The organism is Janthinobacterium sp. MP5059B (genome assembly GCF_001758645.1).
GTDB lineage: Bacteria > Pseudomonadota > Gammaproteobacteria > Burkholderiales > Burkholderiaceae_D > Janthinobacterium > Janthinobacterium lividum.
Genome location: NZ_LRHX01000014.1, coordinates 82643 through 106283 on the forward strand (window position 1 = coordinate 82643; position 23641 = coordinate 106283).

Here is a 23641-nt window from a genome sequence, read left to right on the forward strand (position 1 = left end):
AAGCTGGTCGGGGTGAGAGGATTCGAACCTCCGGCCTCTGCGTCCCGAACGCAGCGCTCTACCAGGCTGAGCCACACCCCGCATACTGGTATTACAGCAGATGGCGGGGCGGGTTTCAAGCGACTGCATCAACGCTTATTTCTTTTCCTGCTGCGCCTTCCTGATTTCCGCTTCGCTCACTTTTTTTGCTGGCGCATTCGTCGCAGGCGAAGTCGGGGCCTTGCGGGTGGCGTTGGCTTGCGCCATGACGGCGGCGCAATCCGTGTCCGGGGCCTTGTCGACGCTGACCAGCGGCAGCAGGGCGGCCAGCGGCGTGACGACGGTGGCCAGCGCCACGGCGGCGCCGGCTTTCAACGCCAGCGGGCCTTTCTGCGGGCCCACGTCCGGGTTCTTGAACGTGCCTTTCGCATACAGCGGCGTGCGCAGGGTGATGATGCGGGCGCCTTTGGTACGGGGGCGCACGTCGAGGTCCAGGGTTTCGCTTGCCAGGTTGACGTTGCCCGTGACATTTACGACGGCGCTGTCCGTGTCGAGCACGAAGCGGCGCACGTTGGCCTGGCCATTCGTGACGGCGAAGTCGCTGGCCAGGCAGTTCAGGTGGACTTGCTTGTCGCCAAAGATTTTCACGAAGACGGCGTTGGCCAGGTTCAGGCCAGCCAGTTCCAGCATGAACTGGCTGACGGAGCCTTCGCTGACGGTGGCCGCCAGCTCGCCATTCGCGCTGGCCAGCATGGCCGAGACGGAATTGCCGTGGCCCGTCAGCGCCGCATCGCCATACACTTCGCCGAAGCTCGCTTGCATCGATTGCAGCTTGGGAAACAGTTCGCGAATTTTGAGGTGGCGCGCCGCCACCTTGGCTTGCGCGGCGATGGTCTTTTGACGGCCATCGAGCGTGATGTTCGAGGTGATGTCGCCGCCGGCCATGCCGAAGTTGAGCGGCGTCAGACTCAGCACCTTGTCTTTCATGTGGATGTTGGCGACGACATTGTTGAGCGGGATATCGTGCGTGCGCACCAGTTTCTTGCCCGTGAATTTCACGTCGGCGTCGAGCGCATTCCATTTGGCTGTATTGAACTGTTCCACGGGCAAGGCTTTGTTGTCGGGCTGCACAGGCGCCTTGCCGCGCGCCTGTTTCTGCGCATTGCTGTCGGCGCCGATGGTGGGGCCCAGGTCTTCCAGGCGCAATTGTTGCGACGTCACTTCGCCGCGCAGCAAGGGACGCGGCTGGCGCGGCAAATACTGCAGGGTGCCGGCCAGGTCGCTCTGGCCCACCGTGCCCTTGAAGTTTTGATAGGTCCAGTTCCAGATGGCGCCGTCCTTCTTGCCCAGCAGGCGGCCTTTGGTGGCGTAGTCCGGGGTTTCCGGCAGCAGCACACCCGTCAGCGGATACAGGTCGGCCATGCTGGCGCCGGCCAGGCTCAGCTGCAAATCGATGCCCGACAGCGAGCGCGGGTCCGTCAAGGTGCCATCGATGCTGGCCTTGTTCTTGCCCAGCACGGCATGCGCCTGCACGGGATACACGGTGTTGTTATCGGTCAAGGACAGCACGGCACCGGCCTTGCCGCCGCCCGTCACGGGCGCTTTGCGATAGGTGCCGCCCAGGGTGAATTCGATGCCGTATTTCTGCACGGGCGCGCTGCCTGGCGCGTCGCCCGGCGTGGCGTCGGGCGCTGTCGAGCTGACCTTGGCGCGCAGGTCCAGTGCGATGCCCTCGTCGAGGTAGCGGATGGCGCCGTCGCCGAAGGCCATGCGCTGGATTTCCACGTCCCATGCCGAAGGGCCGTTATCCTTCAAGGTCCAGCTGTTGCTGCCATCGGCGCGCCGCTGCAGGGCAATATTGGGAGAGTCGAGCGCCAGGTCCGTCAGCACCAGCCTGTGTTGCAGCAGGGGCAGCGGATGGATGGCCACGTCGATGCGTTTCGCGCTGGCCAGTTGCGGGCCGGCCGTCGCCCAGTCCGGGTTGCTCATGCGCACGTCCCGCGCGCTGATGATGGGACGCGGCACGTAGCGGCGCCAGCCCGGCTCCGTTTTCACCCCTTGCTTCCATTGCACCTGCAAATCGCCACCGATGACGAAGGTGCGGCCCGTGCTTTCCGACACCTTTTCGTTGATGTAGGGGCGGGCGCGGTTCCAGTCGAAGGTCAGCACGAAGATGACCACGATGGCGATCAGGGCCAGCAGGGTGGCCAGGCTCCAGCCGAGGATTTTCAGGGGTGTCGAGCGTGTCATGGGGATGCCAATCGCAGTGATTTTTTCATTAAGATAGACCGATTGATCATGGCAGTCGGTGCGCTGGGTTACGTACGCATCGTGATTACTGGCATTGATTCCATAATTCGAGTATTATTGAATTATGGAAAACAACAATACTATCGCAACGCAGGCTGCGCCGCTGACAAGCACGGCCGCCATCGCTGCCCTGGCTGCGCTGGCACAGGAATCGCGGCTGGCCGTGTTCCGCCTGCTGGTGCAAGCGGGGCCGCAAGGCATGGCGGCGACGAAAATCGCCGAAGCGCTGGCGATCGCGCCATCGTCGCTGTCGTTTCACTTGAAGGAGTTGGCGCACGCCAACCTGGTGACGGCGAGCAAGGCGGGCCGCTCCATCATCTACGCCGCCAACTATGCGGGCATGAATGGCTTGCTGGCCTTCTTGACCGAGAACTGCTGTGCTGGCGCCCCTTGTTGCGTCACTGAATCTCATTTACTCAAGGACATCACGACATGACGATCACGATCTATCACAACACGGCGTGCGGCACCTCGCGCAATACCCTGGCCCTGATCCGCAACACGGGTGTCGAGCCCGTCATCATCGATTACGTCAAGCATCCGCCTTCGCGCGAGGAATTGCTCGACCTGATCGCCCGTGCGGGCCTGACCGTGCGCGCCGTCATGCGCGACAAGGGCGCCCTGTATGACGAGCTGGGCCTGGCCAATCCGGACTTACCGGACGCGGCCCTGCTGGACGCCATGCAAGCCCATCCTATCTTGATCAACCGCCCCATCGTCGTCACGGAACTGGGCGTGCGCCTGTGCCGGCCGTCGGAAAAGGTGCTGGACATCCTGCCGCTGCCGCAGCAAGGGGCCTTCGTCAAGGAAGACGGCCAGGCCGTGGTCGGCGCCGACGGCAAGCCGGTGGCCTGAATGAATGATTTGCCGAATATCAGTGCCGCGCACCTGGACGTGCCGGACCTGGACAAGCTGGCGCCGGCCAGCGTGTCCACCCATGCGCCGCGCATCCTGCTGCTGTACGGTTCCTTGCGCGAGCGCTCGTACAGCAAGCTGCTGACCCTGGAGGCGGAGCGCATCCTGCGCCACTTTGGCGCCGACACGCGCGTGTTCGATCCGCATGGCTTGCCCATGGTCGACAGCGTGTCGCCCGAGCATCCGAAGGTGCAGGAATTGCGCGCGCTGTCGCTATGGTCGGAAGGGCAAGTGTGGTGCAGCCCGGAACGCCATGGCGCCGTCACGGGCGTGTTCAAGTCGCAGATCGACTGGCTGCCGCTGGAAACGGGCAGCGTGCGGCCCACGCAGGGCCGGACCCTGGCCGTGATGCAAGTGTCGGGCGGTTCGCAATCGTTCAATGCCGTCAACGGCTTGCGCGTGCTGGGACGCTGGATGCGCATGGTGACGATACCGAACCAGTCTTCGGTTGCCAAGGCGTATCAGGAATTCGACGATGACGGCCGCATGAAACCATCGCCGTATTACGAGCGCCTGGTCGACGTGATGGAGGAGTTGTATAAATTCACCTTGCTGGTGCGCGACCGCCGCGATTACCTGGGCAGCCGCTACAGCGAGCGGCTGGAAGCGGCGCCGGCCATCGTCCAGGCATTGGCGGGCGCGGCGATGGAGCATGAGCGCAGCAAATAAGCGGCGCATAAAGAAAACGGCGCCAGTGGCGCCGTTTTGTATTGCATGGGATGAAACGCGATCAGTGATTGCGGTCCACGGCAAACGAGCACAGTTGCAGCATGGATTGCTTGTAGACGCTGTCGGGCCAGCCGGCGATGGCATCGGCGGCGCGCTGGCCGGCGATTTCCGCCTGCTTGCGCGTGTAGTCGAGGGCGCCGCTGCTGGTGATGGCCGTGAGGACAGCGTCGAAATGCTGTTCGTCACCTTGCTCGATGCAGCTGCGCACCAGTTCGCGTTGCTCTGGCGTACCGTTTTCCATCAGCCAGATCAGCGGCATGGTCGGTTTGCCTTCGCGCAAGTCGTCGCCCACGTTCTTGCCGATTTCGGCGGCGTCGCCTGCATAGTCGAGCACGTCGTCGATCAGCTGGAAGGCCGTTCCCAGCGAGCGGCCGTATTCGGCTGCCGCTTCGATAGCGTCTTCGCTGGCGCCGGCGATCAGGGCGCCCAGTTGCGCCGACGCTTCGAACAGCTTGGCGGTCTTCGAGCGGATGACGTTCAGATAGCTCTCTTGCGTCACGTCCGGATCGTGCATGTTCAGCAACTGCAGCACTTCGCCTTCGGCGATCACGTTGGTGGCGTCGGACAGGATTTGCATGACGCGCATATTATTCAGCGATACCATCAGCTGGAACGAGCGCGAGTGCAGGAAGTCGCCCACCAGCACCGAAGCGGCATTGCCGAACAGGGCATTGGCCGTCTGGCGTCCGCGGCGCATCGACGATTCATCGACGACGTCGTCGTGCAGCAGGGTGGCGGTGTGGATGAATTCGACCACGGCGGCCAGTTCATGGTGCGCCGTGCCGCGATAGGCGTGGGCATTGGCCACCAGCAAGATCAGCACGGGACGGATGCGTTTGCCGCCTGCGCTGATGATGTATTCAGCGATCTGGTTGATCAGAATCACATCGGAGTGCAACTTTTGGCGGATCACCGTATTGACTGCGTCCATATCGGCGGCAATCGTTTGCACGATGGTGTTTTGGTTAACGTGTTTGTTAGCGTCAGACAAGGCGAACCTGCATTAGATTGTGGGTGCCGCGATTATACGACAAGGCTTGCGCGTGCGTGACGTTTGCCTATGACTGTAGAGCAATTGATTGACCTTGTTGGCACTGGCGCGCGTTTTGCTGTCCGCCTGGCGCAAGCCTGACATGATGGTCAGGTTGTCGACATACCACGATCATCAAGCTTTGTGAATAGTTTTTGACGCAATTTCTCAGTCCGTGTATAATCGCTGGTTCCCCCTGTTGTGCACGGCTTGCTTTTCATGGCAGTGGGACAAATTCTTTCAACATTTGATGAGGTTTCAAATCATGTACGCGGTCATAAAAACCGGTGGCAAACAATACAAAGTTGTCGCTGGCGAAAAACTTAAAGTAGAACAGATACCGGCAGACATTGGTTCCGAAATCACCATCGATCAAGTTCTCGCAGTAGGCGCGGGCGACAGCATCAAGTTTGGTGCTCCATTGGTCGAAGGTGCAACGGTACTGGTTACGGTTGTGGCGCATGGTCGCCATGATAAGGTCAAAATTTTCAAGATGCGTCGTCGTAAGCATTACCAAAAGCATCAAGGCCATCGCCAGAATTTTACCGAAATCCAAATCGTTTCGATCAACGGCTAATCGCCGCTGTTTGAATTAATCAGCTATCAAGGAGTCTTAAATGGCACATAAAAAAGGCGGCGGCACAACGCGAAACGGCCGTGATTCAGAATCAAAACGTCTGGGCGTTAAAGTCTACGGCGGCCAAGCTATCAATGCTGGCGGCATCATCATTCGTCAACGCGGCACCCCAGTGCGCGCTGGCGAAGGCGTAGGCATGGGCAAGGACCACACGTTGTTCGCGCTGATCGCGGGCAAAGTGAAGTTCGTTGTCAAAGGTGCTGGCTCGAAGCAATTCGTGACCGTTGTACCTAACGCAGCAGTACCAGCGTAATTCGTCGCGGAGCGCCAGTTCGCTCCGCAATGATCGCATGATGTAAGGCGCAAGCCTTCAATCGAAAGGCTCTGCCCAAGGTAGAGCCTTTTTAGTTTTATGGCGGCAAAATTATGAAGTTTATCGACGAAGCAAAAATCGAAGTCATCGCGGGCGATGGCGGCAACGGCTGCGCCTCTTTCTGCCGTGAAAAATTCCGGCCTTTTGGCGGTCCCGATGGCGGCGATGGCGGCAAGGGCGGCACCATTTGGGCAGTCGCCGACCGCAATATCAACACGCTCGTCGATTTCCGCTTCTCCAAAATGCACAAGGCTCGCAATGGCGAGCCTGGCCGTGGCGCAGATTGCTATGGCAAGGGCGCTGATGACATCCACCTGCGCATGCCGGTCGGCACCTTGATCATCGACAACGCGAGCGGCGAAATCCTGGCCGATCTGACCGAGCACGGCCAGACCGAAATGCTGGCCAAGGGCGGCGAAGGCGGCTGGGGCAATATCCACTTCAAGTCCTCGACCAACCGCGCACCGCGCCAAAAAGGCGAGGGCAAGGAAGGCGAGCGCCGCGAACTGCGCCTGGAATTGAAAGTCCTGGCTGACGTGGGCCTGCTGGGCATGCCGAACGCCGGCAAGTCGACCTTCATTTCGGCCGTCTCGAACGCGCGTCCGAAAATTGCCGATTATCCATTTACCACCCTGCACCCGAACTTGGGCGTGGTGCGCGTGTCGCACGAGAAGAGCTTTGTGATCGCCGACATTCCCGGCTTGATCGAAGGCGCTTCCGAAGGCGCGGGCCTGGGCCATCAATTCCTGCGCCACTTGCAGCGCACGGGTCTGCTGTTGCACATCGTCGACCTGGCGCCGTTTGAAACCAACGTCGATCCTGTCAAGGAAGCCAAGGCGCTGGTCAAGGAATTGAAAAAGTACGACGAGTCGCTGGTCGACAAACCGCGCTGGCTGGTGTTGAACAAGCTCGACATGGTGCCGGAAGAAGAGCGCAAGAAGATCGTCAAGGACTTCCTCAAGCGTTTCGCCTGGAAAGGTCCCGTCTTCGAGATCTCCGCGCTGAACCATCAGGGTTGCCCGGAACTGGTGAATGCGATTTACCAGCATCTGGAAGAGAAGAAACACAGCGAAAGCCGTGCCGAAGAAACGCAGATGACCGAAGAAGCACGCGGTATCTCGTCGATCGACCCGGATGATCCGCGTTTCAAGATCCTCGACTAAGGCTTTACCCTGATGTCGGTACAGACGGCCGCTGTCGCGCCAGCGCGCAAGCAAGCGTGGCAGCGCCGTGTATTGCATCTGATCGCGTATGCTTACGGGCTGAGCGCGGTCGCCTGCCTGTTGTTCGCCGATGAAATGGCGGCCGGCATGGGCATCTTCCTCAATGGCGTCAACGGCTACAGCCAGTTCTACGCTACTCATGTCGGTGTCTGGGGCGCTACCGCGCTCCTGGCGCTGTTCGCGGCACGGCAGGGCGAACCGCCTGTCCTCGGCGATATCACTGCAATGTTGGTCCTGGCGCAGCCCGCCGGCCGTCTGTTCGCGGCCATCAGCTTCGGCTTGCCCCAGGGTTTTGTGTTGTTCATGTGCGCAATGGAGTTGACGGCGGGGCTGGCCTTGCTGCTGCTGCGTCCTGCGCGCTGACGTCTATTAAGTGAAGAGCGCCGCCCCATGGATTCCGTGATTCAAAAAGCTACCCGCATCATCATCAAAGTCGGCTCTTCGCTGGTCACCAACGATGGCCGCGGACTCGATCATGCCGCCATCGCGCGCTGGGCCGCGCAGATTTCCGGCTTGCGCGCCCTGGGCAAGGAAGTCGTGCTGGTGAGCTCCGGCGCCATCGCCGAAGGCATGCTGCGCCTCGGTTTCGAGCAGCGCCCCACCGATATCCACGAATTGCAGGCTTGCGCCGCCGTCGGCCAGATGGGCCTGGCGCAAATCTATGAAAGCAGCTTCCGCGCCCACAGCCTCGGCACGGCGCAAGTGCTGCTCACGCACGCCGACCTGGCCGACCGCGAACGCTACCTGAATGCCCGTTCCACCCTGACGACTCTGCTGCGCCTGGGCGTGGTGCCGATCATCAATGAAAACGACACCGTCGTCACCGATGAAATCAAGTTCGGCGACAACGACACCCTGGGCGCCCTGGTGGCCAACCTGATCGAAGCCGATGCGCTGGTCATCCTGACGGACCAGCACGGCCTGTTCTCGGCCGACCCGCGCAAGGACCCGGACGCTTACCTGATCACGCAAGGCATCGCCGGCGATCCGGCCCTGGAAGCGATGGCCGGCGGTGCCGGCAGCAGCCTGGGGCGTGGTGGCATGCTGACGAAAATCCTTGCCGCCAAGCGCGCCGCCAAGTCCGGCGCCCATACCATCATCGCCTGGGGCCGCGACAGCGACGTGCTCAGCCGCCTGGCCCAGGGCGAAGCGATCGGCACGGAGCTGCGGGCGCAAACGGGGCAATTGACGGCGCGCAAGCAGTGGATGGCCGATCATCTGCATACGGCCGGCGCCGTCGTGCTCGATGCGGGCGCCGTGCAAAAGCTGCGCCAGGAAGGCAAGTCACTGTTGCCGATCGGCGTGACGGGCGTGAATGGCGAATTCGGCCGCGGCGCCGTGATCACCTGCGTCGATGCCGATGGCGCGCCCGTGGCGCGCGGCCTGTCCAACTACACGAGCGGCGAAGCGCGCCGCATCATGCGCAAGCCTTCCACCGAGATCGAGTCCATCCTCGGCTACATGGAAGGCCATGAGCTGATTCATCGCGATAATATGGTCTTGCTGTAAGCTCCCGCTTGCTGCGAATCAAAAAACGGCCCTTGCGGGCCGTTTTTTTTGCTCTATACCACGGCCGGCATCGGCGACTTGTCCTTGTAATCGCACAGGTCGGCAATCATGCAGTTCCAGCATTGGGGCTTGCGCGCCGTGCACGTGTAGCGGCCGTGCAAGATCAGCCAGTGGTGGGCGTCGTGCAGGAATTCCTTGGGGATGAATTTCAGCAGTTTTTGCTCGACGATATCGACATTCTTGCCTGGCGCGATGCCGGTGCGGTTCGAGACGCGGAAGATATGCGTGTCCACGGCCATGGTCGGTTCGCCAAACGCCGTGTTCATGACCACATTCGCCGTCTTGCGGCCCACGCCGGGCAAGGCTTCCAGCGAGGCGCGGTCGCGCGGCACTTCGCCGCCGTGCTGCTCCAGCAGGATCTGGCAGGTGGCGATGACGTTCTTCGCCTTGGTGCGGAACAGGCCGATGGTGCGGATGTAGCTGGCCAGCTCGTCCACGCCCAGGGCCAGTATCGTGGCCGGCGTATTGGCGACCGGATACAGCAAGCGGGTCGCCTTGTTGACGGACACGTCCGTCGCCTGCGCCGACAGCAGCACGGCGATCAGCAGCTCGAACGGCGTCGTGTAGTCGAGTTCCGTTTTCGGGGAAGGGTTGGCGGCGCGAAAGCGCGTAAAGATTTCCAGGCGTTTGGCGGCGTTCATGCGTCTTTTTTCGGGGTGATGGTGGCTGGCTGGGCGGTGTCCGTGCTGGCGGCAGCGGCCTTGGCGCGCGCGCGCTCCATGGCGGCGGCGATGATGGCGCGCTTGCGTTCCTTTTCTGCCTGTTCGTCTGGCGTGACGGGTACTTCCTGCGTCACTTCATGCATCTTGGCGACGGCCTTGGCGGCCAGGCGTGCTTCATTTTCCTCTGTTTCGCGGCGCAAACGCTGCGTGCGGAAATCGTGGCGCGCGCGCGCGTCGTCCGCCTCGGCCTGGCTCCAGGCATCCCAGCCCGTGGCGTCGCCGCTGACCGGGTACATGACGATGCAGTCGACGGGGCAGGGTGCCACGCACAGGTCGCAGCCGGTGCACAGATCGGTGACCACCGTATGCATCTGCTTTGCGGCGCCGACGATGGCGTCGACGGGACAGGCCTGGATGCACAGGGTACAGCCGATACACAGCGATTCGTCGATATAGGCGACAGATCGTGGACGTTCGAGACCGTTGACGGGATTGAGCGGAATGACTTTTTTGCCCAGCAAGCCGGCCAGGCGCACGATGCCCTGCGCGCCGCCCGGCGGGCACTGGTTGATGTCGGCGCTGCCTGCGGCAATCGCCTCCGCATACGGGCGGCAGCCGTTGTAGCCGCATTTGGTGCATTGCGTTTGCGGCAGCAAGTCTTCGATCTGGTCGGCAAGTGAGGGAGAGGCGGGATGCGGCACGGTCATCTTCAATACGGTAAAACGTCATTATCGGCCATCTGGCGCGCGCACAAGTAAAAACCTGGCTCGTGAGAGGGAATAGCTGGCGCATGGCTGGCCTGTTGCAGGCACGCCGCAATCGTATTTTATTTCCCCTGGGAATGTCAAAGTGCAAATAAACAACTTTGCAATTTCTTTTTTTTATGGGAGCATGATTTTTATCAAGCCTGTAATCAAAAAAAGCCGACCGCCAGTCCTGTTGCCGCGCCTGCATTGCAAGGTGCGCCAGGCCATAGGAGCCAAACATGCGTTTCCTCCGGACAGTTGGTTTGCCCTTCTGTTTGTTCATGCACGCTACACTTGCCCTTGCACACGGGCAGGCTGGCTCCCCCATGGCGGCGCCGGGCGCTGCCAGCTCGCGCATCGTCCGCTTCGCCGCGGAAGACTGGCCGCCCTTTATTTCCCGCAGCCTGCCTGCCGACGGCATGTCCGGGGCGATGGTCAGTGCCATCTTCGAACGCATGGGCTATGTCGTCAAATATGAGTATTTCCCGTGGAAGCGCGCCATGCAGTTTGGCCTGGCCAGTTCCCGCTATGCCGGGTTTCTGGCTGTCTGGCGCACGCCCGAACGGGAAAAACTCTGCCACTTCTCGGTTCCGGTTGGCAATACGCAAGGCGTGCTGGCCTACCTGAAGGAGGATGGTGTGCCCGGTACCGCCCTGGCCGACCTGGGCAAGCTGCGTATCGGCACCGTGGCCGGTTATTCGAATGGCGAGCAGTTCGACGGCATGGTGGCGCGCGGCGAGTTGAAGACGGAAGAGGGCTTGAACGATGCGACGAATCTGAAGAAACTGCTCATCAAGCGTTACCGCGTGATCGTCATCGAGCGTCATGTCCTGCAGCACTTGCTGATGGGACGCAACTTCAGCAAGGCCGAGCGGGAGCGCATCGCCATCATCGATACCGTCTTCAAGGAGCGTCCCGTGCACGTGTGCTTCCAGCGCGACGCGGAAGGGGCGGCGCGGCAAAAGCGCTTCAACGAGGCGGCGCGCGACATCGATACGGCCCGGCTGGAACGCGATTACTGGAAGCGGCTCGACCAGAGCCTGGCGAGCGCCCCGCCCAGTCCCTGACACGGCGCGCCGCTGTTGCACGTTGCCAAAACGAAATATCTAAATACGAAACCATTCGTTCTTGTTTGTTTGTCCATCCTTTAGTCTGCAACCACTGTGTTGACGACTTGAAAAGGATGTTTCCGTATGCTGGAATTGATTCACAAGCAAGACCCGATCCCGCGCCTGCGGCAACTGGCGTACGCCGTCTCGGTGGCCGTGCTCGTGTTGGGGGCGCCTGGCGTGGCGCATGCGCAAGCGGTGCCTGCCGGGGACGGTGCGCAGGCTGCAGCCCCGCTCGATGCCGTTATCGTGACGGGGGCGCGCGGCACGGGCCGCACGGTGGCCAACAGCGCCGCACCGATCGACGTGATCAGCGCGCAGCAATTGCAGGCCACGGGCAAATTGAACTTGCTCGATGCGCTGGATACGGCCTTGCCGTCATTCAACTTGCCGGCCCGCGTGCAGCCTGACCTTGGCAGCATCGTGCGCGCCGGGCAGCTGCGCAACCTCGATCCCTCGCATACCCTGGTGCTGGTCAACGGCAAGCGCCGGCATACGACGGCCATCGTCAATGAGGATGGCTTTCCGGGTTCCGTCGCCACCGACCTGGCCCTGATCCCCTCGGGGGCGATTGCCCGCGTGGAAATCCTGCGTGACGGTGCTTCCGCCATCTACGGTTCGGACGCCATCGCCGGTGTCATCAACATCATCCTGAAGTCGGATGACAAGGGCAGTTTCAGCACGCAACTCGGTTCCACCTACGAGGGCGACGGCACGAACGGGGCGGCGCGCATCGATGGCGGCACGCGTCTGGGCGAACACGGCTTTGCCCACTTCGGCGCCGAAGTCCAGCGCCAGGGCATCGCCGTGCGCAATTTTGGACTGAATCCCGCTTATCTGTCGTATCCGGCCGTGCGCAACAGCGATGGCCAACTGGTGAAATTGGGACCGAACAACAGCTTGCCGGCCGGCGCTTCGCCGAACCCGGCCGAAGCAAACCGCAACAGCAATCCATGGCGCAATACGGGCGTGCCGCAAAGCACGACCGCTTCGCTCAGCGCCAACCTCGGCTATGACGTGTCGAACGAGGTGCAACTGTATGGTTTCGGCACCTATGCGCACCGCAATGCCCGCTCGGCGCAGAATTTCCGCCTGCCCAATACCATTTTTAATAACAACAAAGGCTTGCTGGCCGTGTATCCCGACGGTTTCACGCCATATGAAACGACGAGCGAAAACGACTTTTCGCTGACGGGCGGTGTCAAGGGCGAGACGGCGGGCTGGTCCTGGGACCTGAGCACGACGTATGGCCGCGACGATATCGACGTGGGTGTCGAACACTCGGCCAATTACTCGCTGACCTATCCCGGTGGCAAGACCGATTTTACTATCGGCAATCAGCGATACAGCCGCTCGACCACGAATGCCGATGTGCGCCGCCCCGTGCAGCTGGGCTTGAGCGAGCAGGCCGACCTGAGCCTGGGCCTCGAGTATTCGCATGAAACGCAGCAGCGCAGCCCGGGCGAACCTGCCTCTTACCAGGGCAGTGGCTCATCGGCGCTGGCCGGCTACCTGCCCGTCGACGCATCCGACACGGCGCGCCACAGCCATGCGGCGTATATCGGCCTGGGCGCGAAACTGACGCCGCAATTGCTGCTCGACACGGCTCTGCGCGCCGAGAAATATTCCGATTTCGGCAGCAAGACGACGGGCCGCTTGTCCACCCGTTATGACGTGACGTCCACGGTCGCCGTGCGCGGTACTGTCAGCAACGGTTTCCATGCGCCTAGCCTGGTGACGCAATCGTATTCGAACACGTCCGACCATGCGGGCGTGCCGTACACCCTGGCGCAGCCCAATTCCGCTGCCGCACGGGCCTTGGGTGCGCAAGCATTAAAACCGGAAAAATCGACGAATCTGTCGGCGGGGCTGACCTTCAATCCCACGCCCACCCTGCGCCTGGCCGTTGACGCGTATCAAATCAAGGTCAGCGACCGCCTGGGCGTGTCGTCGAACATCGGCATTGACCGCAGCTCGGGCGTGGCGCTCGACGGCAGCGGCCGGCCACTGACGGGGGCGCAAGCGAGCGTCATTGAAAACCTGCTCCGCTCGGCGGGGCTGACGGTGGGCAATGGCCTGGTGGCGCATTACTTTGCCAACGTGGGCGACACGCGCACGCGCGGCATCGACTTGACGGCCGAGGATGTTCTGCGCGTGGCCGATGGCAAGCTGCGCTGGACGGCGGCCGTGAATATCAATCACACGAGTCTGGTTGGCAAGGCGGCACTGCCGGCGGTGCTGCAAGGTTTGCCGAACATCGGCACCTTGAGCAAGTCGGCCGAGTACGACTTGCTGTACCGGGCGCCGCGCGACAAGGAGATCGTCACCCTGGCGTATGAAAAAGCCGGCTGGACATTCAACCTGCGCGAGACGCGCTACGGCAAGCTCAAGCGCCTGAATGCCATCACGGGCGGCGACTACCAGCTGAAGGCCGCCTTCGTGACGGATGTCAGCGTCGGCTACGACATCAGCAAGCGCATCAACGTGACGGTGGGCGCCAACAATGTCTTCGACCAGAAGCCCAGCCAGGTGCCGCGCGCAGCGCGCAGCGCCGCGAATCTGGCGCAGTACACGGGCGCCTACGACAATTCGGGACCATTGGGCGTATTGGGCGGTTACTACTACGCCCGCGCCACTGTTCACTTTTGATCTGCCTTCTCTATCTCCGTACTTATCATCAAGAACAGGAATTGACATGTCTGACAACACTCAACACGCGGCCATCGACCTGGAATGGGCCAATCTTCTTTCTCCGCAGCGTCGCACGGTCTTGCGCGGCGGCGGCTTGGTGGCGGCATTGGCCGCTTCCGGCTTGGCGGGCACCGCCCTGGCGCAGGATGGCGCAGTAAAACGCGCCAAACCTGCACCGGGCAAGAGCCCGTGGGGCGAGCATACGGACAAGGCGCCCACGCCGCGCCCCGTCAGCGTGCGGCCCGGCGAGGAAACCTTGCCATCGACACCGCGCGCCTACACGGATATCGAGAGCTATCACGCGCATATCTATTTTGACGAAGACAGTTACCAGAAAGCGGCGCTGATACGCAAGTGGGCGGCCGAGCGTTTCCAGATCGAGCTGGGCGACTGGAACCTGGAGCCGCGCGGCCCGCACGTGACGCCGTCGTTTTATTTTGGCTTTACCAATGATCTGCTGCCCGTGATCGTGCCGTGGCTGCAGCTGAACAGCCTGGGCCTGACGATACTGATCCACCCGAATACGGAAGATCCGCGCGCCGATCACCTGTATTACGCGCTGTGGGTAAACCGGTCGCAGCCTGTGAATGGCTATGCGATGAAGAAGCCGGGACCGGGTGAGCCGAGAGTCGAGCAGATCTTTGTGAATACGCGTCCGACGGTGAAAATCGAGCGCGCATGAAAAAAAGCCACACCAGTGTGAACTGGGGTGGCTTTTTGATGGATATGCCGTGTATTAGCCGTGTTTCTGGATGAATTCGCCGATTTTCGGGCAAATGATCTCGCGCCAGCGGCGGCCCGAGAAGATGCCGTAATGGCCGCATTTCGGCGCTACGAAGTCTTGTTGCATCTCGGCAGGGATACCGGAACACAAGTCATGCGCCGCCTGCGTCTGGCCGGCGCCGGAAATGTCGTCCAGTTCGCCTTCCACGGTGAACAGCGCCACATTCGTGATGTCTTGCGGACGCACCAGCTGGCCGCCCACTTTCCACGTGCCCATCGGCAGGCTGAATTCCTGGAAAACCGTTTTAATGGTTTCCAGGTAGTACTCGGCCGGCATGTCCAGTACGGCGTTGTACTCGTTGTAGAACTGGCGGTGGCCTTCCGCCGGCTCGTCGTCGCCCGTCACCAGGTGCATGTAGAACTCGCGGTGGCTTTGCGCGTGGCGGCCCGGGTTCATGGCGATGAAGCCGGCATGCTGCAGGAAGCCCGGATACACCTTGCGGCCAAAGCCCGGATAGTTCGGCGGAACCGCGTAGATCACGGTGTTTTCAAACCACGAGAATTTCTTTTCCGTCGCCAGGTTGTTCACTTGCGTGGGCGAGCGGCGCGGGTCGATCGGGCCGCCCATCATCGTCATGGTCTTCGGCATGTGCGGATCTTTGGCTGTCGCCATCAGCGAGATGGCGGCCAGCACGGGCACGGTCGGTTGGCAGACGGAAATGACGTGCAAGTCAGGCGCCAGCAGGCGGATGAATTCCTGCACATAATAAATGTAGTCGTCCAAGTGGAACGGGCCTTCCGTCAGCGGTACCATGCGCGCGTCCGTCCAGTCGGTGATGTAGACATCGTGCTCGGCCAGCAAGCCGCGCACGGTATCGCGCAGCAGGGTCGAGTGGTGACCGGACAGGGGGGCAACCAGCAAAACTTTGGGCTGTTGCAAGCCAGTGGCTTCTTTTTTGAAGTGAATCAGGCGGCAAAACGGTTTTGTCACGACAACGTGTTCGCGGATGTCGACGCTCTCGCCTTGGACGAGAACGGATTGGATGTCGAATTGTGGTTTTTCGTAGTCTTTGCCAAGGCGGTACATCAGCTCGTAGCCGGCTGCGATGCGTTGCGAAAACGGGGTGTGGGCCAGTGGAGAAACCGGGTTGGTAAATAACTTGGAGGACATGTCTGCCCATTGCATCACCGGAGTGAGGAAAGAGCGTTGCAGTTCGTGCAGTTGGTAAAGCATATAGAGTCCTTGTTTAATTCCAAGCGCCAATATCGGCTCAAATATCATAATCCAATTCTACGATATTTGTTGAGGACAAAATGTGCTTTACCGCGCACAGGTCCACAGTTTGCGCTTTGGTGTGACAGGGCGCCACACTTGCGTGGATAGAGCTGCAACGATGCTTTAAAAGCAAAAAAAGCAGCGTTTCCGCTGCTTTTCGTCTGTTTTTTCGCCACCCCGCCCCTGCGGAGAAGAGTCTCTCCGCCAGAACGGCCGCGGCAAGTGCCGTGCACTTAGCGCACCAGCATGTCGAGCTTGTCCTTGACGTCCTTGAATTGCTCGGCTTCCGGCAAGGCAGCCTTCGTCTTGGTGATCGAAGGCCAGTTACGGGCCAGATCGACGTTAATCTTGATGAAGGCTTGCTGGTCGCCCGGCACGTCTTCTTCCGCGAAAATCGCGTTCACCGGGCACTCTGCCACGCAGACTGCGCAGTCAATACATTCGTCCGGATCGATTGCCAGGAAGTTCGGGCCTTCCCGGAAACAATCTACCGGGCAGACATCGACGCAGTCGGTATAGCGACAGGCGATGCAGGATTCGGTGACAACGTGGGTCATAACAGTCCTATCAATTTGGGGGAGGTGCTGTAGCGCCTGCAGGAAACTCGGCGGCGCATACTAAAGCAAAGCATTGTATTTTAAGGCAATTCGCTATTTCTCACAAATCCCGCTTATATACAATACATATAAGCAAATTCATTTTTTGACGGTGCCGTTGCCGCGCAGAGCGGGTAATTCAGCGACTATCCGGGACGTTGCCATAAAGAACGCGGCAAGAAAGCGACAGTCACCCGATGCGGCAGGGGGCAGGGTGGGCGGTGTGCTGGCTTGCCGTGTGGTGTTTTTGTTTTACTCAAATCAAGACCGGCACAAAATAAGCGCCGGAACAATCAGGCCAAGTGCCGGAACATTCAGGCGCTGGCGCGTATTTGCGTCAGTAACTGTTGCCAACGTGCATTTTCAGCACTGCCATCCTCGGCAAATGTGATGGTGCGGCGCGCGGTGGGCGCGTCGACGGTGATCTGCCATTGGGGGATGTCGGCACCCACCTGCTGGCCCGTCGCCTGCGAGTGCGTGAAAAAGCCGCTGCTGGCCAATGCCGCTTCCAGTCCGGGGCCGTCCGGATGGGCTTGCGTATCGATGTCGTACTGTTCGCTCAGGCCGGCAAAGCCGCCGCTGCTGCGGGCTGAAATTTTCATGCTGCTCCTTCTGGTGGGCTGTGGTGGAGACGTGGTGCGGCATGTCATCGCCTGCTGCCGACTATTACTGGCTTGCGGCGTATGGCATTTATCGGGGCGCGTAGCTGCGGCACCAGGCCGCCAGTGCTTCGCGCTCCGCTTCCAGCAAGTGGTCCGATTCGCTGTATTCCGCATGGTTCATGGTACCGCAGCAGGCGCGCCTGTCTTGCACGGCACCCTCGTCATCGACGATGCCTGCGGCAAAGGTCATTTGCCCATCTTCCGTCATGGCATTGTTCTTGAGTACTTCGCGCACGGTAAAGCTGTTGCGGATGAAGTCCAGGTAGGCGGTATAGCCGTCGGCCTGCGCCAGGGTCAGCATCTGGCCGGCCACGTCGGCATACGTGGCCGCATGGTCGGGAGACGCCACCAGGGCGCGCAAGACCAGGCTGCGCAGGTAGTCGCCGCAGCGGTGCAGCACGGCAGCGTCGTCTTCCAGCTGGGGCTGGCGTTCATGGGCAAAGATGTCGGCCAGGATGTCGTAGACGGCGCCTGTAAACACTTGCGAGATGGCGTGCACTTCCGTGCCTGCCTCCGACAATTTGATGTCATTGTCGGCATTGCGCAAACCGTTAGGCCGGCCCAGCGCCAGACCGAACTGTTCCGCCAGGTCGGCCAGGAAGGTTTTGTCGTGCAGATCGGACTTGGTTTGCGCGATCACGGCTTCGACCTGGTCCAGCTGCGACAGGGCCAGGAAGATGGCCGTCAGGTCGCCGAACGATTCGTGCAAGCCGCCCGTCTGCGGCGGGTTATTGTTGAGCAGCCAATTCGGTTTGAGGCCATCGAGGATGGCATGCCCAGTTTCATGCGAGACGATGTCGAGCGAACGGCAGGTATAGACGCGCTCGGTGGCGCCGCTGGGAATGAAATCGCCGAACTTGAGGGCCTTGTCGCTGCGGCTGTAGTACGCATTCATGACATTGGGCAAGCCGTGCGGAAACACGCGCAGGGGGGCCGTATTGCTGGCGCTATTCCATTGCCAGGGCAGGGGCGAGGCTGTGCCGTTGCTGGCCAGCGCACGCTGGTACATGGTGAGCGTCATGCGCACGATGGCAAACGTGTGCACGGCGTCGAACTGGTCGGTATTGGGCGAGACGATGAAGTCGCCAAAGGCGTTCGGGCTGACCTGGGCGATGCCCGGCTCGCCAAAGGTGATGCGTGCATCGCGCGGGCCTTGCAGGGTCAGGCCCGCGAGGAAGGTCTTGCGCGTGCCCAGTTCGCTCACGGACGGGTCCTGCTTCCAGATCAGCACGCGCGAACCGACCGGCACGGCTTCGAGCTTGCGGGTGGTGGGGTCGAGCACGCGGGGCGGACCCGGCTGCAAGGTCAGCTGTGCATTCTTGCGGTGCTGGCGGTAGGGCGCCGATGGGGTGGGGACATAGCCGACGGGCAGGGACACGCATTTGGTCAGCACGGCTTCGACCGGCACGATGACTTTCTGGTCCATGGTAGCTCTCCAAGACACTCGCAACTGGAACTGAGATAGTCGTCCCGCTTCGGTGGTTTCGGTTTGATGCGGCGCAGGAAAGCGCGGTTTTTTCTGCGTGCCGGCGCCACCCATGGCCGCGGCTGCCGCATGGCGGCTGGTATGATGCTGGCCGTATTGCCCCCGTTTTTATAATAAAAGGATCGTTTGATGGCGGATATAAATATAGTTCAGCAACATAAGCTGACAGCAGAAAAGGCGCGCCAAGCGGCGCAGCAAGTGGCCGACAAGCTGGCCCAGGAATATGACCTGGCGTGCGCCTGGGATGGCGACGTGCTGCGTTTCGAGCGCAGCGGCGTCGACGGATCGCTGACCCTGGAAAAAGAGCAGGCGCAACTGCAAATCAAGCTGGGTTTCATGCTGAGCGCCTTCGCCTCCACGATTGAAGGCAAGATTGCCGAGAAGATGCGCAAGGTGTTTACCGAGCCGGCTTGACGGCTTTGCATCGCTTGTCCGGCGCCCGGTTTGGTGCTAGGGAGCGTGTCGCAGCGATGGGCGAAAAGACGATGAAAACAAGTCTCTTTTCGCCTTTTTTACGTCTGACTGTACGCTGGCGAACATTGCTAGCACATTTCTATTTGGAAAGCCATTGGACTTTGGTGGCTTTTTGCGTTATACTTGAGTCATATTTACAACAGCTACACCGCGTTTCACCTTCTGCTTCGCAGTACTCCCCACTCGCTGAGTGGTGAATAATTCTTCGGGTTTTACACCCGCATCCAGTTAAAAGTAGCTTGGTCGATTTTTTTCGGTCAAATACATTTGGTGCCATGTATTTGCATGGCGCTAGCGTTGTTAAAAGTCCTGAACCACAGCCTCTTTTAGCACGCACACGGCACCCCGGCACCGGCTTTGGCCATCCGCTGGTCACACGCGTGTCACCCCCTGTTTCCTGTCGCTCCCGTGCGCTTTTTGCGCCGTGGCGTAGCCGACGCAACAGGGTTTGCTGATTCCCGCCGCAAGCTAGCAGCTTGCTGGGTTTCATTCCATTCGTCAAATCGAGGGAGAACCACATCGTGGCAAAACAAATCATTATCGACCATGTGTTCAAAGTGTTCGGCGACAAGCCAGAAGAAGCACTTGAACTCGTCCATCAAGGCGCCAGCAAGCAGGATATCCTGGCCAAGACGGACTGCACCATCGGCGTTTTCGACGCCACCTTTACCATTGAAGCGGGCGAGATCTTCGTCATCATGGGCCTGTCCGGTTCGGGCAAGTCGACCCTGGTGCGCATGCTGAACCGCCTGATCGAGCCGACCGCCGGCCGCATCCTGATCGACGGCAACGACATCAATACCTTGCCGGACGCCCAGCTGCGCGCCCTGCGCCGCAAGGACATCAGCATGGTGTTCCAGTCGTTCGCGCTGCTGCCGCAAATTACCGTGCTCGACAACACTGCCTTCGGCATGGAACTGGCCGGCATGCCGAAAGCTGAGCGCCATGCGCTGGCCCAGCAAGCGCTGGAGCAAGTGGGCCTGGACGGCTACGGCGCCAGCTATCCCGACGAATTGTCGGGCGGCATGCAGCAGCGCGTGGGCCTGGCCCGTGCGCTGGCTTGCGATCCATCGATTTTGCTGATGGATGAAGCATTTTCCGCGCTCGATCCGATTATTCGTACGGAAATGCAATCGGAACTGCTGCGCTTGCAGCAAATCAAGCGCCGCACCATCGTCTTCATTTCGCATGACCTCGACGAAGCCATGCGCATCGGCGACCGCGTCGCCATCATGAAAGACGGCCACGTGGTGCAAGTGGGCACGCCGGAAGAAATCCTGCGCAAGCCTGCCAACGATTACGTGCGCAATTTCGTGCGCGGCGTGGATGCGGCGGCCGTCTTCAAGGCCAGCGATATTGCCCGCAAGAGCCAGATCGTCGTCTCCGAGTCGCCGAGCCGCGGCTCGCGCGCCGCGCTGTCGATGCTGGAAGAGCAGGATCGCGCCTTTGCGTATGTCGTCAATCCGCAGCGCAAGTTCCTCGGCGTCGTCTCGGCCGATTCGCTGCGCAGTGCGCTCGACGGCCATGTGGGACCGCTGGGCCTGGCGCATGCCTATCTGCCCGACGTGCAGACCATCAATGCAGATGAGCCAGTCGCCGGCCTGTTCGGCCAGGTGGCGCAACTGCCTTACGCCGTCCCTGTGGTGGCCAATGACGGCAGCTTCCGCGGCGCCATCAGCAAGACGACCTTGCTGAAGTTTCTCGACCGCGACACGCCAGCCATTGCCGAGCCACAACAACAGAAAGGACAAGCATGAACCCAAGCACCGTTTCCACAGTAGAACCTGTTGTTGAACAGGCCGCCCAAATCAATCCCTGGGCGCTGACGCCGCCCACCGATGCCAGCACCGCCTGGCTGGACGCCGCCGCGCCTGCCGTGCAGCCGGAACATGCGAGCGGCTTTCACCTGACACAGATCTTCGACGGCTCGCTGCCGCTGGAAAGCTGGATCAACCAGGGCCTGGGCTGGGTCGTCGCCCATTTCCGTCCTTTCTTCCAGGCCGTGCGTGCGCCGATCGACAGCGTGCTGTCCGGCGTGGAAGGCGTGCTGCTGGCGGCCCCGTCGCTGACGGTGATCGCCATCATCGGCTTGCTGGCGTGGCAATTTACCAGCCGTACCCTGGCCATCGGTACCGTGCTGGCGCTGCTGGTGGTGTCGATGCTGGGCATCTGGCCGGAAGCCATGACCACCCTGTCGCTGGTATTGACGTCGCTGGCTTTCTGTCTGGCCATCGGCTTGCCGCTGGGTATTTTCCTTGCCAGCAGCGACCGCGCGCAGAATATCCTGCGTCCCCTGCTGGACGCCATGCAGACGACGCCTGCCTTCGTCTACCTGGTGCCCGTGGTGATGCTGTTTGGTATCGGTAATGCGCCAGGCGTGATCGTGACGATCATCTTTGCCCTGCCGCCGCTGGTGCGTTTGACCAACCTCGGTATCCGCCAGGTGCGTCCCGACCTGATCGAAGCGGCCCGCGCCTATGGCGCCTCGCCGTGGCAGCTGCTGACCCGCGTGCAATTTCCGCTGGCCATGCCGTCCATCATGGCCGGTATCAACCAGTCGCTGATGCTGTCGCTGTCGATGGTCGTGATCGCCTCTATGATCGCCGTGGGTGGCCTGGGCCAGATGGTATTGCGCGGCATTGGCCGCCTGGACATGGGCCTGGCAACCGTGGGTGGCCTGGGCATCGTGCTGCTGGCCATCACCCTGGACCGATTGACGCAAGCGATGGGCCAGCCACGCCGTGGCGTGCGCCATTGGTACCAGACGGGTCCTGCCGGTTTCGTGCTGCGCCTGGTGCGCGGCAACACGGACAAAAATAATGTTGAACAGCAAGCAACGCTGGCCAACGCACAATAAGAAAGGATTTACATGCATCAAATCGCACATTTTAAAGAGACGCAAAAATCGCAACGCAAGTTCCAGCTGTTTTCCGCCCTGGCGATCGCCGCCCTGGCCCTGACCACCAGCCTGGCCATGGCGCAGACGCCGGCCGTGGCCGCCGATGCGCTGCCCGGCAAGGGCGTCAAGGTGCAGCCGCTGCAAAGCTCGATCGCGGAAGAAACCTTCCAGACCATGCTGGTCGACAAGGCCCTGGAAAAGCTCGGCTACGAAGTGCAGCCGATCAAGGAAGTGGAGTATCCGACCGCGCATATCGCCATCGCCAACGGTGACGCCACCTTCATGGCCGTGCACTGGGATCCAATGCACAAGGATTTCTATAACAATGCGGGCGGCGACGCCAAGCTGTTGCGCACGGGCCAATACGCCGGTCCTGCCGCGCAAGGTTATCTGATCGACAAGGCGACGGCCGAGAAGTACAACATCACGAATATCGACCAGTTGCGCGACCCCACCCTGGCCAAGCTGTTCGACCACGATGGCGACGGCAAGGCCGACTTGACGGGCTGCAACCCCGGCTGGGGCTGCGAAGCGCTGATCGAGAATCACATGGATGCGTATAAATTGCGCGAGACGGTGACGCATGTGCAGGGCAGCTATGCGGCCCTGATCGCCGATACCCTGGGCCGCTACAAGCGTGGCGAGTCCATCCTGTATTACACGTGGACGCCGTACTGGGTCAGTGGCGTGCTGGTGCCGGGCAAGGACGTGGTCTGGCTGAAAGTGCCATTCTCGGCCAATCCGGACAAGGTGAATACCCGCCTCGACGATGGCAGCGACTACGGTTTTGCCGTCAACACGGCGCGCATCGTGTCGAACAAGGCCTGGGCGGAGAAAAATCCGGCCGCGGCCAAGCTGTTCGAAGTAATGCAATTGCCCGTGGCGGACATCAATGCGCAGAACGAGCGCATGCGCCGCGGCGAAAACACGCAGGCCGATATCGCCCGCCATACGGCTGGCTGGATCAAGTACCACCAGCAGACGTTTGACGGCTGGATCGCGCAGGCGCTGGCGGCGGCAAAGAAGTAAGTTTCAGCGCTACCCGGCATTGAAAGAAGTGGCTACCGATTCGGTAGCCACTTTTGCGTTAACGGCCTGTTTTGGTGGTTTTTGGTGAGTTTTTAGGCCATTTTGGCCAGTTTCAGGTGCAAAATGGGGAAAGGCTTGCCGAACGGGTCGCATTCCGAGCGGTTTTCCTCGATAAAGCCCAGGTGCCGGTAAAAGCCATATGCCTGCGTATTGTGTTCGTTGACATCGACGGCCGTGCTGCCCAGGGCCGCGATGGCGTGACGGACCAGGGTGCGGCCGGCGCCGCTGCCCCGGTGATCCGGATGGACGAACAGCATCTCGATCTTGGCGTGCTCGACGCACAGGAAGGCATGAGCGACGCCGTCATCGGCGCGCAGCACGTGCAGCAGGCGTGCGGCCGTCACCCTGGCCAGCTCATCGCGGACGAAGGGCATCAGGAAGGCGATATCGCTATCGGCGAGAAAATCGTGGGTGGCGCGTACGGACAGGTGCCAGACGTCGAACAAACGGGGCAGGTCGGCGGCATGGGCCAGCGAAACCCGGGAAATCGGTGATGGTGTCATGCAGAAATTATACTGCCCCG

At 61.0% G+C, this 23641-nt stretch carries 24 protein-coding genes and 1 tRNA gene; 15 read left to right on the forward strand and 10 right to left on the reverse strand.

All coding sequences use genetic code 11. The features are described from left to right. Nucleotides 1–4 precede the first annotated feature (4 nt). Together JAB1_RS16490 and JAB1_RS16495 are read right to left on the reverse strand one after the other, a co-directional pair. Nucleotides 5–81 (reverse strand) — tRNA-Pro (locus JAB1_RS16490). A 54-nt stretch (nucleotides 82–135) separates the two neighbouring features. Further along, nucleotides 136–2229, reverse strand: a complete 2094-nt coding sequence (locus JAB1_RS16495) for an AsmA family protein (protein WP_070280927.1) — start codon at nucleotides 2227–2229, stop codon at nucleotides 136–138. A 124-nt stretch (nucleotides 2230–2353) separates the two neighbouring features. Between JAB1_RS16495 and JAB1_RS16500 the strand changes: the two genes are divergently transcribed. The 3 genes from JAB1_RS16500 to arsH are packed head-to-tail and all read left to right on the forward strand — an operon-like array spanning nucleotide 2354 to nucleotide 3873. Beyond that, on the forward strand, nucleotides 2354–2725 hold the full coding sequence (locus JAB1_RS16500; protein ID WP_175445080.1) for a metalloregulator ArsR/SmtB family transcription factor: 372 nt from the start codon (nucleotides 2354–2356) through the stop codon (nucleotides 2723–2725). Further along, the gene (gene arsC, locus JAB1_RS16505) at nucleotides 2722–3144 is read left to right on the forward strand and encodes an arsenate reductase (glutaredoxin) (RefSeq protein WP_070280929.1); all 423 of its coding nucleotides are present in this window, start codon (nucleotides 2722–2724) and stop codon (nucleotides 3142–3144) included. Before JAB1_RS16500 ends, arsC begins: the two co-directional genes overlap by 4 nt. Further along, nucleotides 3145–3873 carry an arsenical resistance protein ArsH gene (gene arsH / locus JAB1_RS16510; protein WP_070280931.1) on the forward strand — a complete coding sequence of 243 codons (729 nt, stop codon included), beginning with the start codon at nucleotides 3145–3147 and terminating at the stop codon, nucleotides 3871–3873. It begins immediately after the preceding gene. Between the two features lie 61 nt (nucleotides 3874–3934). On the opposite strand, the gene ispB is transcribed toward arsH, so the two are convergent. Continuing rightward, complete coding sequence (gene ispB, locus JAB1_RS16515) at nucleotides 3935–4924, reverse strand: octaprenyl diphosphate synthase (protein ID WP_070280933.1); 990 nt, start codon at nucleotides 4922–4924, stop codon at nucleotides 3935–3937. 304 nt (nucleotides 4925–5228) lie between these two features. On the opposite strand from ispB, the gene rplU reads away from it, so the two are divergent. The 5 genes from rplU (at nucleotide 5229) to proB (ending at nucleotide 8645) form a co-directional block, all read left to right on the forward strand. Further along, nucleotides 5229–5540, forward strand: coding sequence for a 50S ribosomal protein L21 (gene rplU, locus JAB1_RS28830; RefSeq protein WP_034754730.1), 312 nt, complete (start codon nucleotides 5229–5231; stop codon nucleotides 5538–5540). A gap of 40 nt (nucleotides 5541–5580) precedes the next feature. Next, entirely contained in the window at nucleotides 5581–5853 is a 273-nt protein-coding gene (gene rpmA, locus JAB1_RS28835) for a 50S ribosomal protein L27 (RefSeq protein ID WP_010395157.1), read from the forward strand. A gap of 113 nt (nucleotides 5854–5966) precedes the next feature. Continuing rightward, entirely contained in the window at nucleotides 5967–7076 is a 1110-nt protein-coding gene (obgE, locus tag JAB1_RS16530) for a GTPase ObgE (RefSeq protein WP_034754647.1), read from the forward strand. Nucleotides 7077–7088: 12 nt separating this feature from the next. Next, a complete protein-coding gene (locus JAB1_RS16535) occupies nucleotides 7089–7499 on the forward strand; it encodes a hypothetical protein (protein ID WP_034782445.1) in 411 nt (136 codons plus the stop codon). Between the two features lie 27 nt (nucleotides 7500–7526). Further along, entirely contained in the window at nucleotides 7527–8645 is a 1119-nt protein-coding gene (gene proB, locus JAB1_RS16540; protein WP_034782447.1) for a glutamate 5-kinase, read from the forward strand. A gap of 53 nt (nucleotides 8646–8698) precedes the next feature. Here the strand turns inward: proB and nth are convergent, their stop codons facing one another. Next, nucleotides 8699–9346: an endonuclease III gene (gene nth / locus JAB1_RS16545; RefSeq protein ID WP_034782448.1), complete on the reverse strand. Its 648-nt coding sequence runs from the start codon at nucleotides 9344–9346 to the stop codon at nucleotides 8699–8701. Continuing rightward, complete coding sequence (rsxB, locus tag JAB1_RS16550; RefSeq protein ID WP_070280937.1) at nucleotides 9343–10074, reverse strand: electron transport complex subunit RsxB; 732 nt, start codon at nucleotides 10072–10074, stop codon at nucleotides 9343–9345. Before rsxB ends, nth begins: the two co-directional genes overlap by 4 nt. Nucleotides 10075–10439: 365 nt before the next feature. On the opposite strand from rsxB, the gene JAB1_RS16555 reads away from it, so the two are divergent. From JAB1_RS16555 to JAB1_RS16565, 3 genes are all read left to right on the forward strand, one after another. Next, on the forward strand, nucleotides 10440–11180 hold the full coding sequence (locus JAB1_RS16555) for a transporter substrate-binding domain-containing protein (protein ID WP_070280940.1): 741 nt from the start codon (nucleotides 10440–10442) through the stop codon (nucleotides 11178–11180). A gap of 126 nt (nucleotides 11181–11306) precedes the next feature. Further along, complete coding sequence (locus JAB1_RS16560; RefSeq protein ID WP_070280942.1) at nucleotides 11307–13871, forward strand: TonB-dependent receptor; 2565 nt, start codon at nucleotides 11307–11309, stop codon at nucleotides 13869–13871. A gap of 46 nt (nucleotides 13872–13917) precedes the next feature. Beyond that, nucleotides 13918–14595 (forward strand): DOPA 4,5-dioxygenase family protein, encoded by a 678-nt coding sequence (locus tag JAB1_RS16565; protein ID WP_034782454.1) that lies wholly within the window; start codon nucleotides 13918–13920, stop codon nucleotides 14593–14595. A gap of 54 nt (nucleotides 14596–14649) precedes the next feature. Here JAB1_RS16565 and phaZ read toward each other — a convergent pair whose 3' ends face one another. The 4 genes from phaZ to JAB1_RS16585 form a co-directional block, all read right to left on the reverse strand. Continuing rightward, complete coding sequence (phaZ, locus tag JAB1_RS16570) at nucleotides 14650–15870, reverse strand: polyhydroxyalkanoate depolymerase (protein ID WP_070260064.1); 1221 nt, start codon at nucleotides 15868–15870, stop codon at nucleotides 14650–14652. Nucleotides 15871–16145: 275 nt separating this feature from the next. Further along, on the reverse strand, nucleotides 16146–16469 hold the full coding sequence (gene fdxA / locus JAB1_RS16575) for a ferredoxin FdxA (RefSeq protein WP_034782458.1): 324 nt from the start codon (nucleotides 16467–16469) through the stop codon (nucleotides 16146–16148). A gap of 353 nt (nucleotides 16470–16822) precedes the next feature. Further along, nucleotides 16823–17110 (reverse strand): protealysin inhibitor emfourin, encoded by a 288-nt coding sequence (locus tag JAB1_RS16580; protein WP_070280944.1) that lies wholly within the window; start codon nucleotides 17108–17110, stop codon nucleotides 16823–16825. Nucleotides 17111–17198: 88 nt separating this feature from the next. Beyond that, nucleotides 17199–18596: a hypothetical protein gene (locus tag JAB1_RS16585; RefSeq protein ID WP_070280946.1), complete on the reverse strand. Its 1398-nt coding sequence runs from the start codon at nucleotides 18594–18596 to the stop codon at nucleotides 17199–17201. Between the two features lie 189 nt (nucleotides 18597–18785). Here JAB1_RS16585 and JAB1_RS16590 point away from each other — a divergent pair, with 189 nt between their 5' ends. The 4 genes from JAB1_RS16590 to proX all read left to right on the forward strand — a co-directional run bounded on the left by JAB1_RS16590 (nucleotide 18786) and on the right by proX (nucleotide 23058). Then, nucleotides 18786–19070, forward strand: a complete 285-nt coding sequence (locus JAB1_RS16590; protein ID WP_070260060.1) for a polyhydroxyalkanoic acid system family protein — start codon at nucleotides 18786–18788, stop codon at nucleotides 19068–19070. A gap of 581 nt (nucleotides 19071–19651) precedes the next feature. After that, nucleotides 19652–20887, forward strand: coding sequence for a glycine betaine/L-proline ABC transporter ATP-binding protein ProV (proV, locus tag JAB1_RS16595; RefSeq protein ID WP_034782568.1), 1236 nt, complete (start codon nucleotides 19652–19654; stop codon nucleotides 20885–20887). After that, the gene (gene proW, locus JAB1_RS16600) at nucleotides 20884–21987 is read left to right on the forward strand and encodes a glycine betaine/L-proline ABC transporter permease ProW (RefSeq protein ID WP_034782464.1); all 1104 of its coding nucleotides are present in this window, start codon (nucleotides 20884–20886) and stop codon (nucleotides 21985–21987) included. Before proV ends, proW begins: the two co-directional genes overlap by 4 nt. Before the next feature lie 12 nt (nucleotides 21988–21999). Further along, nucleotides 22000–23058, forward strand: a complete 1059-nt coding sequence (gene proX / locus JAB1_RS16605; protein ID WP_083299788.1) for a glycine betaine/L-proline ABC transporter substrate-binding protein ProX — start codon at nucleotides 22000–22002, stop codon at nucleotides 23056–23058. 92 nt (nucleotides 23059–23150) lie between these two features. Here proX and JAB1_RS16610 read toward each other — a convergent pair whose 3' ends face one another. Then, nucleotides 23151–23621, reverse strand: coding sequence for a GNAT family N-acetyltransferase (locus JAB1_RS16610; protein WP_070281067.1), 471 nt, complete (start codon nucleotides 23619–23621; stop codon nucleotides 23151–23153). Nucleotides 23622–23641: the final 20 nt, after the last annotated feature.

What these genes read in the sequence shown, in the direction of transcription:
- JAB1_RS16495 (WP_070280927.1), bottom strand. Translation starts at nt 2,229, where the DNA reads ATGACACGCTCGACACCCCTGAAAATCCTCGGCTGGAGCCTGGCCACC.
- phaZ (WP_070260064.1), bottom strand. Translation starts at nt 15,870, where the DNA reads ATGCTTTACCAACTGCACGAACTGCAACGCTCTTTCCTCACTCCGGTG.
- JAB1_RS16590 (WP_070260060.1), top strand. Translation starts at nt 18,786, where the DNA reads ATGGCGGATATAAATATAGTTCAGCAACATAAGCTGACAGCAGAAAAG.
- JAB1_RS16580 (WP_070280944.1), bottom strand. Translation starts at nt 17,110, where the DNA reads ATGAAAATTTCAGCCCGCAGCAGCGGCGGCTTTGCCGGCCTGAGCGAA.
- rsxB (WP_070280937.1), bottom strand. Translation starts at nt 10,074, where the DNA reads ATGACCGTGCCGCATCCCGCCTCTCCCTCACTTGCCGACCAGATCGAA.
- JAB1_RS16565 (WP_034782454.1), top strand. Translation starts at nt 13,918, where the DNA reads ATGTCTGACAACACTCAACACGCGGCCATCGACCTGGAATGGGCCAAT.
- arsH (WP_070280931.1), top strand. Translation starts at nt 3,145, where the DNA reads ATGAATGATTTGCCGAATATCAGTGCCGCGCACCTGGACGTGCCGGAC.
- rplU (WP_034754730.1), top strand. Translation starts at nt 5,229, where the DNA reads ATGTACGCGGTCATAAAAACCGGTGGCAAACAATACAAAGTTGTCGCT.
- proW (WP_034782464.1), top strand. Translation starts at nt 20,884, where the DNA reads ATGAACCCAAGCACCGTTTCCACAGTAGAACCTGTTGTTGAACAGGCC.
- rpmA (WP_010395157.1), top strand. Translation starts at nt 5,581, where the DNA reads ATGGCACATAAAAAAGGCGGCGGCACAACGCGAAACGGCCGTGATTCA.
- fdxA (WP_034782458.1), bottom strand. Translation starts at nt 16,469, where the DNA reads ATGACCCACGTTGTCACCGAATCCTGCATCGCCTGTCGCTATACCGAC.
- JAB1_RS16555 (WP_070280940.1), top strand. Translation starts at nt 10,440, where the DNA reads ATGGCGGCGCCGGGCGCTGCCAGCTCGCGCATCGTCCGCTTCGCCGCG.
- proX (WP_083299788.1), top strand. Translation starts at nt 22,000, where the DNA reads ATGCATCAAATCGCACATTTTAAAGAGACGCAAAAATCGCAACGCAAG.
- JAB1_RS16610 (WP_070281067.1), bottom strand. Translation starts at nt 23,621, where the DNA reads ATGACACCATCACCGATTTCCCGGGTTTCGCTGGCCCATGCCGCCGAC.
- JAB1_RS16560 (WP_070280942.1), top strand. Translation starts at nt 11,307, where the DNA reads ATGCTGGAATTGATTCACAAGCAAGACCCGATCCCGCGCCTGCGGCAA.
- JAB1_RS16500 (WP_175445080.1), top strand. Translation starts at nt 2,354, where the DNA reads ATGGAAAACAACAATACTATCGCAACGCAGGCTGCGCCGCTGACAAGC.
- JAB1_RS16535 (WP_034782445.1), top strand. Translation starts at nt 7,089, where the DNA reads ATGTCGGTACAGACGGCCGCTGTCGCGCCAGCGCGCAAGCAAGCGTGG.
- arsC (WP_070280929.1), top strand. Translation starts at nt 2,722, where the DNA reads ATGACGATCACGATCTATCACAACACGGCGTGCGGCACCTCGCGCAAT.
- obgE (WP_034754647.1), top strand. Translation starts at nt 5,967, where the DNA reads ATGAAGTTTATCGACGAAGCAAAAATCGAAGTCATCGCGGGCGATGGC.
- proB (WP_034782447.1), top strand. Translation starts at nt 7,527, where the DNA reads ATGGATTCCGTGATTCAAAAAGCTACCCGCATCATCATCAAAGTCGGC.
- JAB1_RS16585 (WP_070280946.1), bottom strand. Translation starts at nt 18,596, where the DNA reads ATGGACCAGAAAGTCATCGTGCCGGTCGAAGCCGTGCTGACCAAATGC.
- nth (WP_034782448.1), bottom strand. Translation starts at nt 9,346, where the DNA reads ATGAACGCCGCCAAACGCCTGGAAATCTTTACGCGCTTTCGCGCCGCC.